The organism is Wandonia sp. (assembly GCF_984588085.1).
The window spans coordinates 107,589-119,159 of record NZ_CFIGVI010000007.1; the positions used below are offsets into that span (position 1 = coordinate 107,589).

The 11,571-nt window shown below is 40.5% G+C and carries 9 protein-coding genes; 5 read left to right on the top strand and 4 right to left on the bottom strand.

The annotated features are described in order from the left end of the window. Positions 1-25 precede the first annotated feature (25 nt). Complete coding sequence (locus tag AC4PL9_RS04650; protein WP_491603609.1) at positions 26-1,330, top strand: DEAD/DEAH box helicase; 1,305 nt, start codon at positions 26-28, stop codon at positions 1,328-1,330. Between the two features lie 13 nt (positions 1,331-1,343). On the opposite strand, the gene AC4PL9_RS04655 is transcribed toward AC4PL9_RS04650, so the two are convergent. Beyond that, on the bottom strand, positions 1,344-1,910 hold the full coding sequence (locus tag AC4PL9_RS04655; RefSeq protein WP_491603610.1) for a hypothetical protein: 567 nt from the start codon (positions 1,908-1,910) through the stop codon (positions 1,344-1,346). Further along, on the bottom strand, positions 1,910-3,106 hold the full coding sequence (locus AC4PL9_RS04660) for a pyridoxal phosphate-dependent aminotransferase (RefSeq protein ID WP_491603611.1): 1,197 nt from the start codon (positions 3,104-3,106) through the stop codon (positions 1,910-1,912). Before AC4PL9_RS04660 ends, AC4PL9_RS04655 begins: the two co-directional genes overlap by 1 nt. 207 nt (positions 3,107-3,313) lie before the next feature. Here AC4PL9_RS04660 and lpxD point away from each other — a divergent pair, with 207 nt between their 5' ends. The 4 genes from lpxD (at position 3,314) to efp (ending at position 7,165) form a co-directional block, all read left to right on the top strand. Next, on the top strand, positions 3,314-4,345 hold the full coding sequence (gene lpxD, locus AC4PL9_RS04665) for a UDP-3-O-(3-hydroxymyristoyl)glucosamine N-acyltransferase (RefSeq protein ID WP_491603612.1): 1,032 nt from the start codon (positions 3,314-3,316) through the stop codon (positions 4,343-4,345). A gap of 18 nt (positions 4,346-4,363) precedes the next feature. Then, the gene (locus AC4PL9_RS04670; RefSeq protein WP_491603613.1) at positions 4,364-5,761 is read left to right on the top strand and encodes a bifunctional UDP-3-O-[3-hydroxymyristoyl] N-acetylglucosamine deacetylase/3-hydroxyacyl-ACP dehydratase; all 1,398 of its coding nucleotides are present in this window, start codon (positions 4,364-4,366) and stop codon (positions 5,759-5,761) included. After that, positions 5,758-6,534: an acyl-ACP--UDP-N-acetylglucosamine O-acyltransferase gene (lpxA, locus tag AC4PL9_RS04675; RefSeq protein WP_491603614.1), complete on the top strand. Its 777-nt coding sequence runs from the start codon at positions 5,758-5,760 to the stop codon at positions 6,532-6,534. Before AC4PL9_RS04670 ends, lpxA begins: the two co-directional genes overlap by 4 nt. A 64-nt stretch (positions 6,535-6,598) precedes the next feature. After that, complete coding sequence (efp, locus tag AC4PL9_RS04680; protein WP_491603615.1) at positions 6,599-7,165, top strand: elongation factor P; 567 nt, start codon at positions 6,599-6,601, stop codon at positions 7,163-7,165. Between the two features lie 126 nt (positions 7,166-7,291). Here efp and AC4PL9_RS04685 read toward each other — a convergent pair whose 3' ends face one another. Then, on the bottom strand, positions 7,292-9,964 hold the full coding sequence (locus AC4PL9_RS04685) for a T9SS type A sorting domain-containing protein (RefSeq protein ID WP_491603616.1): 2,673 nt from the start codon (positions 9,962-9,964) through the stop codon (positions 7,292-7,294). A gap of 178 nt (positions 9,965-10,142) precedes the next feature. After that, on the bottom strand, positions 10,143-11,069 hold the full coding sequence (locus tag AC4PL9_RS04690) for a hypothetical protein (RefSeq protein WP_491603617.1): 927 nt from the start codon (positions 11,067-11,069) through the stop codon (positions 10,143-10,145). Positions 11,070-11,571: the final 502 nt, after the last annotated feature.

Here is an 11,571-nt window from a genome sequence, read left to right on the forward strand (position 1 = left end):
AGTATTTCTTTGCAGTGTGGATAAAATGACCAATTATAATGCTTTTGTAAGGCAAGCTACGGGTAGCGATATGCTTCCGTTTCAGAAAGAAGTACTGATCGCTACTTCAAAGTACCCGAAAACAATAGTGAAAGCTCCTACGGGATCGGGGAAGAGTCTTGCGTTCTTAGTGGCTCTTTTGAAGGCAAAAGATGATAAGAAATGGAACCGGGCTTTGGTCTTGTCTCCTTCTCGTGAGCTAACTCTTCAGTTGGCAGAAGTATTCCGGTCCATGAAGTCCGGTGTGACCAATACAGTTTGCTACGGAGGACATGACTTTAAGACAGAGGTGAATGAGCTGCGCGAAAAACCGGACGTCGTTTTTGCAACTCCGGGAAGATTTGCGGATCATCTCCGGAGAGAGTCTGTCGAGGGGAAGGAATTTGACGCATTCATTTTGGACGAAGAAGATAAGATTGCTGAGCTTGGTTTTCAAAAAGAGATTGATTTCATTACAGAGCGTCTTGGACGTCTTGCATTTGTCATAAGGGTTTCAGCAACAGCCGGTGACACGCTTTCCGGTTATCATACTGTTGAATGCAAGACTATATTACCAGAGGATCGAATGTCTTTTTACAGAATCTCGGTAGAGGATCATGACCATAAAGCACTAGCTTTATTATCACTTCTTGTGGAGTTAGTGAAATCAGGAAAAAATGCGGTCGTTTTTTTTAATCACAGGGAGGCGGTTGACCGCTTAGCGGATTATATTGAACACAAAGGACTTCCGGTGGCGGTTTATCATGGCGGTTTGGAGCAAACAGAAAGAGAACGAAATAGTATTCGGTTTAGAAATGGAACGGCAAATGTGTTTTTTGTGACCGATTTGGCAGCGAGAGGGATTGATGTCCCCGGGATTAGTGCTGTGATTCATTACCAGTTTCCCGTAAAAGAAGAAGATTTTATTCACCGAAACGGAAGAACAGCAAGAATGCTTGAGTCAGGCGAGGTGTATGTGTTGGAAACGGAAGAAGAGTTGCAGGGAAAAGAGTACCTACGTACAATAGATTTTGTCGAGAAACAGGCACACTTTGAAGTTCCGGCTGTTCCTGAACAATTGTGGGAAACCCTGTATTTCTCCTTAGGTAAAAAAGATAAGGTGAATAAAGTGGATATTTTAGGGTTTCTGACTAAACAGATTGGGGTTGATGGTAAAACCATCGGTCGAATAGATACGTTGGATCAGATGACATTTGTAGCAGTGCGTACGGATGTCGTTAAGAAAATTCTTAAACTGGGAAGGGGGCAGAAATTAAAGAAGAAAAGTGTCAGAATATCTGTTTGCAAATAGTGTCTCGTAGCTGTTATTCGAGTCGTTTTTGAACATAATCTTCTATCTTTTTGCAAAAGACCATAGGGCTCATGCTTCTCCAGTCTACTTCTTCCAATTCTCCACCCATGACAAGGTAGTGGTCAATATGAGCGTATTCAAATTCTTTTCGGACGTGATCACGAAAATTGACAAACGCAATCCAACCGTCTTCAATTTCATCAAACCACTCTTCGTAATAACAGTCATCAGAGGAGTGAAAATTGAAAACATTTTCCCCGATAACGATGAATTTATTGATCCCGGCTTCCGTTAATTGTTCAACTACGTCCCGTTTCAGAAACATAATATCGTTGTTAATAGCGTCATTCCATTCGCCGATCATCTCAAAAATACAGATGCTTTCTTCGTAGTCAACATAAAGGATCTTCATGAAAAGAGTGGGAGAGCCGAAATGATCCCACTGCGGGTGAATGAAATAATTATAGACGGCCTGGGAAAATTCAAATTCACTGTATTCCCGACCAAAAAAAGGAGAGGAAGCATCGGTTTCAGCCGTGTAGTATCCTCTCCAGTTATAATATGGTTCTATCTCGTGCATTAGACTCTTCCCGGATATACTTTTAGAGCTTCTTCAAGGCAAGTTACGGCATTTTTCAGAGATTCTTTATTCAAAACATAAGCAATTCGAGCTTCTTGTTTCCCTTTTCCGGGTGTAGAGTAGAAACCGTTTGCAGGAGCCATCATAACAGTTTGTCCGTTGAATTCAAATTCTTCAAGCAACCATTGGCAGAATTTCTCAGCATCATCTACCGGGAATTTTGCAACACAATAAAAAGCACCTTTCGGTTTTGGACAAAAAACTCCCGGAATTGCATTCAATCCGTCCACCATAATATCTCTTCGTTCAACATATTCATTGACAACCTCTTCAAAATAACTATCAGGGGTGTTCAGTGCAGCTTCAGAAGCGATTTGAGCAAGAGTGGGGGGAGATAGGCGTGCCTGTCCGAATTTTAGAGCGGCGTTCATCACCTCTTTGTTTTTTGAGATCAATGCTCCGATGCGTGCTCCACACATGGAATATCTTTTGGATACGGAGTCAATCAGAATCACATTTTGTTCAATTCCCGAAAGGTTCATTACCGAAAACGGGGTCGCTCCATCGTAACAAAACTCTCGGTATACCTCGTCAGCAAATAAAAAGAGGTCGTGCTTCTTTACAATGTCTCTTAGCTTTTCGAGTTCTTCTTTCGAGTACAGGTACCCTGTTGGATTTCCCGGGTTACAGATAACAATAGCTTTTGTTTTTTCTGTAATTTTTTTCTCGAACTCTTCAACGGGAGGAAGTGCAAATCCTGATTCAATAGATGCGGTTACTGGAACTACTTTTAGTCCGGCCTGAATGGCAAAACCATTGTAGTTCGCATAAAACGGTTCCGGAATAATAACCTCGTCTCCCGGATTGCAACAGGTCATAAACCCAAAAGTAAGTGCTTCAGAACCTCCGGTTGTAATAATGATATCTTCGGTTTCAACAGGGAGATCATTTTTTTTGTAATAATCAGAGAGTCCTTTTCTATAACTTTCAAAACCTGCCGAATGTGAATATTCAATGACTGTTCTGTCCAGATTTCTGACAGCATCCAAAGCCACCTGAGGAGTGTCTATGTCCGGTTGACCGATATTTAAATGATATACAATAAGACCTTTTGCTTTTGCAGCCTCGGCATAAGGTACAAGTTTCCGGATCGGAGATGCCGGCATACTATGTGCTTTTTCAGAAATTTTTGGCATAACAATTCAATTTAACGGCGCAAAAATGCAGAATAAAAACCGAAGAAAAAAGACCCTGATTATTTTCGTTTTTAAAAAGAGAGAAGAGTGTCTGTTTTCTCTTCTGCAAGTATCTATTTTTGATCGGAATCACCTTTGAAAAAAACTCTGTTAATAAAGTCTTAACAGAATACATTCAGACTCGTTGAGAATTTATACTTTTGGAGGATGGAATTTAGTGTAGAGCAAATTGCAGGTATTTTGAACGGGGAAATCGTCGGTAATTCAAATGTTTCTGTAACAGGTCTTTCCAAAATTGAAGAGGGACAGCCGGGAACATTATCTTTTTTGGCTAATCCGAAATATGAAGAGTATATTTATTCGACAGGGGCTTCTGTTGTTATTGTCAACAAAACATTTGAACCTCGTCAGGAGATTCCTGCAAGCTGTACTTTAGTTAAAGTTGAGGATGCGTATGCGTGTTTTGCAAAACTACTGGAAGCCTACAATCAATTCCGTGTTAAACAACCTAAAATCGAACAGCCCAGTTTTATTTCTGACTCAGCATCTGTAGGTGATAATCTTTATTTGGGAGCTTTTGCGTACCTGGGAGAAGATGTTGTGATTGGAAATAATGTAAAAATATACCCGGGAGCATATATCGGGGATAATGTTAAAGTTGGTGACGGATGTGTAATCTATCCGGGTGTGAAAATTTATCCCGATTGTGTGTTAGGGAAACACTGTGTGATTCACGCAGGAGCAGTTATCGGAGCGGATGGATTTGGGTTTGCACCTAATCAGGAAAATGAATATAACAAAGTTCCTCAGATTGGAAACGTTGTCCTTGAGGACTTTGTCGAGATAGGAGCTAATACTACAGTTGATAGGGCTACATTAGGATCAACCGTACTGAGAAAAGGAGTGAAGTTGGACAACCTTGTCCAGATTGCGCATAATGTAGAAATCGGAGAGAATACAGTAATGGCTGCACAGGTAGGTGTTGCCGGCTCGACAAAAGTGGGGAAAAATGTCATGATGGGAGGGCAGGTAGGTGTTTCCGGACATATTAAAATAGCGGATGGAGTTAAAGTTGCTGCCCAAAGTGGAATCCCTAATAACATTAAAAAAGAAGGAGATGTTTTACTGGGGTCGCCTGCTATTCCTATTGAAGATTTCAAAAAGTCGTATTTTGGTTTCCGAAAATTACCAATGATTCTTAAACGACTTCAAGCAATAGAAGAAAAACTAAAATCTTAAAATACGAAAATTAACCCGATGAACGAAAAGCAGAGAACGCTGAAAGCACCGGTTTCATTTGTAGGTGTAGGACTGCATACAGGTGAAAAAGTTAAAGTTACTATTTGTCCTGCAAAGGAAAATCACGGTTATAAATTCCAGCGTGTTGATCTGGAAGATCAGCCCGTTATCAAAGCGGATTGTGATCTTGTTGTTGCAACCAACAGAGGGACAACTCTTGAACAAAATGGTGCGAGAGTTTATACCGTAGAACATATTTTGGCTGCTTTGCATGCAAATATGGTTGACAATGCTTTGATCCAGATCGACGGACCTGAAATGCCAATTATGGATGGTAGTTCATATCCTTTTGTAGAAGGGATTCTATCGGTTGGGTTTGAAGAGCAGAGTGCAGATCGTGAATATTTTGAGCTGAACACAAATATTCCATGGGAAGACGAAGAAAGAGGGATTGAGTTTTTGGCGATTCCTGATTCAGTATACCGTCTGACTGTAATGGTGGATTACAATTCACCGGTTTTGGGGACACAACACGCTTCTATGTATAACATGGAAGAATTCAATGAGCATATATCGAGATGTAGAACATTTGTGTTCCTCAAAGAATTAGAATACCTGGCGAAAAATGGGTTGATTAAAGGAGGTGATCTGGATAATGCAATTGTTTTGGTAGAACGAGAGCATGTTTCTCAGGAGGAACTAGATCGTTTGGCAGAATTACTTGGAAAAGAAAAGTTGAAAGTAGAGGTCAGAGGCATTGGTGTGCTGAACAGTACCAAAATGCAGTTTGAAAATGAACCTGCACGTCACAAATTACTAGATATAGTTGGAGACCTTGCGTTGGTCGGAAAATTCATAAAAGCACATATTCTTGCTGCCCGTCCTGGGCATTATGGGAATGTGCAGTTTGCGAAAGTTCTGAAAGAACAAATCCGTAAGCAGGAGAAAGAAGGGCGAAGATTTGATTTGTCAAAAACGCTCTACGATATTACTAAGATTGAGAGCATGCTTCCTCATCGTTATCCGTTTTTGTTGGTCGACAGGATCACAGAAATGGGAAGTGACTATGTGATAGGTATGAAGAACGTAACCATGAACGAACCTTTCTTTCAAGGGCATTTTCCGGGGAATCCCGTAATGCCGGGGGTTCTTCAGGTGGAAGCTATGGCTCAGGTTGGAGGTATATTTGCGTTAAATCAGGTGGAGGAGCCTGAAAAATGGATGACGTATTTCCTTAAAATCGAAGAGTGTAAGTTCAAGCAGAAAGTTATTCCCGGAGATACAGTTGTTTTCGAATTGAGATTGGTTAGTCCGATTCGCAGAGGACTGGTAAACATGAAGGGAACGGCTTATGTAGACGGGCAGATCGTATCAGAGGCAATGATGTTAGCTCAAATTGTAAAAGAGAAAGAATGATAAGTGAACTTGCGGTAGTTTCTCCGAAGGCAGAGTTGGCAGAGGGAGTGGTAGTTGAACAATTCTCAACTATTTATGAGGATGTGAAGATAGGTAAAGGAACCAAAATTGGTCCTAATGTTGTGATCTACCCAGGTACGAGAATCGGTGAAAACTGTGAAATCTTTCCAGGTGCAATTATTGGTGCTGTTCCTCAGGATTTGAAGTTTGGAGGAGAGTACACAACTTGTGAAATTGGTAATAACACAATCATTCGGGAATGTGTTACTATTCACAGAGGTACCAGTGACAGAATGAAAACAGTTGTGGGTAATAACTGCCTGTTGATGGGCTATGTCCATGTTGCTCACGATTGTATTATCGGGAATAATGTGATTTTAGCAAATTACACCGGACTTTCAGGGCATAATGTGATTGAAGATTATGCTATCTTGGAAGGAAAAGTGGGAACCCAGCAGTTTGTTCGTGTAGGAGCTCATGCTTTTGTAGCGGGTGCTTCTCTTATTCGCAAAAACGTTCCGCCTTTTATTCGTGTGGCAAGAGAACCTCTAACCTTTGCAGGTGTAAATGCAATCGGTTTACGGCGAAGAGGAATGTCTGATGAAGGAATCAAGGTGGTAGAGGATATATATCGTATTCTGTTTGTCATGAATACAAATATGTCTAAAGCAATCGAACAGATTAAGCTTGAAGTTCCGGATTGTCCGGAAAGAGAGCAGGTGCTTCAATTTATTGCGGAATCAGATAAAGGTATTGTCAGAGGTCCGATGTGATTTTTTATTTCGTAATTTAAAATCAGGTAATTAAATTTGCAATTTTTGACTCAATAATAATTTTATGGCAACAACGGCTGATATTAGAAATGGTTTGTGTATTCGATTTAATGATAAATTGTATACAATTATAGAGTTTCAACACGTGAAACCGGGGAAAGGACCTGCTTTTGTGAGAACGAAACTAAAGCATATTGAAACAGGGAAAGTATTGGATAATACATTTTCTTCCGGACACAAAATTGAGCCGGTTCGTATTGAAAGACGTAATTATCAATACCTGTACCAGGAAGGGAATATGTATGTTTTCATGAATACTGAAAACTATGAGCAGGTAAATATTGAAGCGAAACTGATTGAAAAACCGTTATTCCTTCAGGAAGGAATGATCTGTGAAATTACTTTCCATGCCGAAGAAGAAATGCCATTGTTGGTAGATCTTCCTATCACGATTGAAGCCGAAGTTACGTATACAGAACCTGGAATCAAAGGGGATACAGCAACGAACACAATGAAGCCGGCTACCATCGATACAGGGGCTGAAATACGCGTTCCTCTTTTTATTGATACGGGTGAACGTATCAAAGTGGATACACGTAAAGGTGAATATGTGGAAAGAGTGAAGAATTAGATTCATTTTTATTGGATAAAAGAAAGAGGCTGTCTCGAAAGGGGCAGCCTCTTTGTCTTTTGATACTTAAAGATTTTCCTTGAATAGAATATCGGGTTGACCGGATGATCAAGGGAATAAGAAGAGCTACTCAAGAATCACCTTGTTGACCCACTTTTGCTCACCTCTCATTACAGTAACTACGTACACTCCGGGATCTCTACCTGTTATTCTAACATCAAATGTGTTGCTTGGGATATTTTCTTCTTTGTAAACTATTCTACCCAGCATATCTGTAACAGTAACCGATAGATTTTCAGAAAATACTTCTTCGTTCAATTCGACCCTAAACTCGCCATCGCTTGGATTTGGATAAACGAAGAGATTCTGGTGAATTAGTTGAACTTCTTCACGTTCTTCTTCAACAACCCCGTCCACAGATTTTTCCCACACACGAGAGGCTTTGAACAACATAATATATTCATTATTGTTCCCTTCCATATCGTACTCTAGTTGGATCATCGGTCCCCAGCCATAAGAGGTATGAATGATACTCGTCGGATTGTGCGACCAATAGTAATCAATCCGGTACTTGGTTGCATCCATTCCACGAAGTCGTAGCATTCCCTTTTTGTCCTGAGAAGAGATAAGTTGCTGATTTAAGTTAGCATTTGCGATTGGTGTTGAAGCCCATGTGAAACTGCATGGCTCATTTTCAAAACAGCTTATTGTTGGCTGTTGTCCGTGATTATAGTAGTTGTAGGTGGTATTGGTGATCATGCCAATTGCTTCGTCTGCATTTCCTTTGCGCAGGTATATAAGATCTCCTTTTTTGTCTCCTCGAAACATATCTGAGTTCCAGTTAGAATCAAATTCCCATTTTCCATTGGATTTGCAATCAACATTTCCTGGGTGCCACTTGTCTTGATCCAAGTTTTTGTCCTGAATAAATGTCTTCATATTACCGAAAACACCATAATTGTTAAATTGATGAATATCACTTTCCCAGTCAAGTGCTCCAGAAAAACCTGAAAAGAGCATTTTCCACTGGTTTCGAACCATTTCCACTAGGTTGTCGCATCCTTTTGATTCCGCATGAATGGGGCCCGTTTCACTCAGCCAAGCAGGTTTACTATATAATCCGTAATAATCAGTGGCATTATTATTTATCGCCATGGATTTTACCAGACTGCGCGGGAATTCAAAATCAACAGTATTGTTATCGCTATCATAGCAAGCCCAATCGTACTTATTGCGACCAATAAAGTCAACATCTGGTATTACGTAAGAATGATCAAAATCCCCTGGTTCACCAGCATAACTTACTTGATAAAGATGTTTGTCATGACCCAAGATATTGTGCATATAGTTGATCATATCGGATTGCCAGTTTTTGATGGTTTGTTGGTTGATTTGATACTTAGGATCATTTGGTGAGCAGCCGCTCGCTCCATTGTTTTCACCACTTGCACTATATTCACAATACACGATTTCCAGTTCTTGCGAAACAGGATTGTAAGCATATTCAGCTCCAATTTGATCAATTTCACTAAAGAGCTCAAAGGCGAGGATATTATTAGAGTACCCCCATCGGGCCAGAATGTAGCGCAAACGTTCTTTGTAATATTTTCGGGCTTCCGCTTGTTCAAAAAAGTCAATGGGTTTGTCGACATTCGGTAGTGACTGATAACAATTACCAAATTCATTTGGATCGTTCGGATCTTTTGCCCAATCCCAATAATGAATCCAAAAAATACCTGTTGTGTACGGGAAGTGTACCTGCATGTTCCAGTCGATCAGCATATCTCGTTCTTCTGCTTTATAAACAATTTGATCCATTTCATAGGCAATATGCTGACGTCTATAATAATTCCCGAGCTCCTCAAATTCTATTTCGTTTGATTGTGGGGCCATAAGCATTCTAAAGGTGTTAGCACCTCCGTCGGCCAGGGCATCGATTTGTTCACGGAACTTTCGATAAGTGCGAACAGGGGGCGTATAGGCTTTATATTGTTCTATATTGTTCCATGAAGGGGTGCTTCCGCCGTTGTATCCCATCAATGCGGCTAATTCCTGATCGATTGGACAGGTGGTTCGTGGCCATTTTAGGTTGTTCCCAAGCGGCATAAAACTTTGTCCTCCTCGTTCAAGGTAACGCTTGTTCGCTCCAACAGTGACAGGTGGTTGAATCGTAGATGGTATCACACGGAACGGGAAAGGAGTAGAAGAGATAATTTGCCCGGGTGTCTTGATGTGAATTTGCCCAACCCAATCACCGGTTGCCGGTGGGGCAAACCGAATTCGAAAAGGGTAATCGTTTGGTTGTTCAGTCCAACCGCCCAAAAGGTCAAGGAATCCTGCACCCGTTGGTCCGCCTGTCGGTGTTCCCACAGGTGGGAGCGGTAATTCTTCACTTTCGTATGGAACATAGTGAAATCCGTGAATTGTATGGATATCGCTTGGATTTGCCACACGATAGAAGTCTGCCGTTACTTCGATTTCCCAGGAGAGATAGGGATTGATTTTTGCACCAGCTTGATTTAAAAGAAAATTGTTAATGGCATTTTGAATAGTGGCAGGCAATTCTACACCAAGCTCAAAACGCGCATTTTTTAGAATATTCTCCGTGTTTGGATAATTCATCACAGCGACTTCGAACGGACTTACAGGTTCAGGATCAATATCTGCAAGAAAACTACCTGTCCCTTGATTGGGAATGTTTGCGAACTGTCCGGCTCTGAAGCCGGGTTCTATGGTGATACTTTTTCCGGCTCGCAAATGGATGTCTGCATAAGGATATTGAGAGGTTTGGTCATACACATAGTTGGTGTTCTGATCGAAAGTAATGCATCGTTGATAAAAGAATGGATTTGGGACATAAATTTGGTTTTGTGTCACTACTGATAGCTGAGGTTGACAGTCAAACACGCTCTGACTGACGGCTGAATTCCACATAAGGAACCCGCCGAATATGGAAATTATTCTAGTGAATTTCATATTAATCGTTTTTAGATTGATTCTCTAATTCAGCAATTCGTTTGTCTTGTTCAATAATGTACAGTGTGAGTTCCTCAATCTTTTCCAGGAGCTTTGCGTCCATTTTGGCTATATCAATTCCTTCATTCACAATGTTTTCAGCGCTCGGAATGTTTGGTAAATGACCGTTTTGCGAGATAAAACGTTCTACTTCGTTGAGCGGCATTAAAGAGTAGTCTTTTTTAAAAACATAATCTGCCCAGTCGTTGGTAGTATGGACTGCAACTTTGACTTTTTCTGTCATAATCCCATCTTTTACATACAAGCGATAGTCTCCGTTATAGGTAGCTGTATTGTTTGGATCAAGACCCATACTTATTTTACCATTGTCTGCCATAAACATATAGTAATTCCCGAAGTTATTACTACCTGCAGGCTTCCAAAAATTCAGACCTGGAGTTGTCGCATATTGGTTGTATTCGATTCCCCATTGTCCGTATTGTTCCCCACCGGTCCCCCCGAAAAGAACGGAAGCACTTTGTCCGTCAACGAGGGCAAAACCTTTAACATTGAGGTCAACCTTGTTTACATTGTTGTCGGTGACTACAAGTCTGCGTGATGCTAGAAGTGGATCATTGGGTTCTACACCAATCCCGATGTTTCCGTTTGGCTTGACAACAAAAAGGGAGTAGAATGAATTAGAAAAACCCGAACGACGAATTTGAAAGGCGGATGTCAGCGGGCTTGTAGTGCTGAGTATTGAAGGAGTGGTAAGTCGAAATCCAGAATAGGTATTTGGGCTATTGCCATTCACAATCAGATCTAAGTGTGCCTGTGGATTGAGTGTTCCAATTCCCGCATTTCCTACAGGAGGGAAAGTATTTTGTCCATGAGCAGCAAGCGCATATACGATGCCAAAAACGCCAGAAAGAAATGTACTTTTTTTCATAATAATTTATTTTTGTTTACTTAATAGAAATTTGGTTTTGAAGTCAAGAAAATCCTGTCGAGAATTAAGCATTGATAAGTCTTCTTGGCAAACGTAATGAATGAACTTACTTGAAAAAAGAAGGAACATTTTTCCGCGGGGTGGAAGTTAAAAAGTGTGGTGTTTCAATCAATTTTTGATAATTAAATAGTAGTAAATGGAATGTATTTCTAAGTGACACCGAAAAGACAAGACTATTTTGAGTTATTGAATGCTAATGCATCAATGGGAGTGTTATTAACAAAAAATTTGGCAATACTTCCGACGGCACGTGTTTCGTGATCGTATTTTGCTGTTGGAAAGATCCTAAACTATCAGATGATTATGGTGGAGGACGATGCGTTAAACAAAGATTAGAGGAAGTTATGTCTTCAAGTTGAATTCCCATTTGATCGCTTTTGTCTTCATTTTGAATCGTAAATCATTCAGAGTAACCTATTTATTATTAGTGTTTTAGTGTTTT